The sequence below is a fragment of the Bacillus sp. P4_D3 genome (assembly GCF_056401855.1).
Genome location: NZ_JBFUIN010001271.1, coordinates 1 through 592 on the forward strand (window position 1 = coordinate 1; position 592 = coordinate 592).

The window sequence follows — 592 nt, forward strand, 5'->3', positions numbered from 1 at the left end:
GTAGCTATGTGCGGAAGGGATAAGTGCTGAAAGCATCTAAGCATGAAGCCCCGTAGCTATGTGCGGAAGGGATAAGTGCTGAAAGCATCTAAGCATGAAGCCCCCCTCAAGATGAGATTTCCCATAGCGTAAGCTAGTAAGATCCCTGAAAGATGATCAGGTTGATAGGTTCGAGGTGGAAGCATGGTGACATGTGGAGCTGACGAATACTAATAGATCGAGGACTTAACCATATAATATGAAGCAATGTTATCTAGTTTTGAAGGAATATGCCTTCAATAGTTTGGTGACGATGGCAGAGAGGTCACACCCGTTCCCATACCGAACACGGAAGTTAAGCTCTCTAGCGCCGATGGTAGTTGGGACCTTGTCCCTGTGAGAGTAGGACGTCGCCAAGCAAAAACGAGAGAATATAAAAAACTTATTGACTTTCTAAGTGAATCAAGTATAGTAATGTTTCTCTCGAATGAATATAGTCTGGTAATGATGGCAGAGAGGTCACACCCGTTCCCATACCGAACACGGAAGTTAAGCTCTCTAGCGCCGATGGTAGTTGGGACCTTGTCCCTGTGAGAGTAGGACGTCGCCAAGC

3 rRNA genes are annotated in these 592 nt (G+C 45.9%); all 3 read left to right on the forward strand.

The features are described 5' to 3' along the window. Nucleotides 1–233: ribosomal RNA gene (locus AC1DTM_RS30740) — 23S ribosomal RNA — on the forward strand; the annotation flags it as partial. A 49-nt stretch (nt 234–282) separates the two neighbouring features. After that, a 5S ribosomal RNA gene (gene rrf / locus AC1DTM_RS30745) occupies nt 283–398 on the forward strand. Between the two features lie 78 nt (nt 399–476). Then, nucleotides 477–592: ribosomal RNA gene (gene rrf, locus AC1DTM_RS30750) — 5S ribosomal RNA — on the forward strand.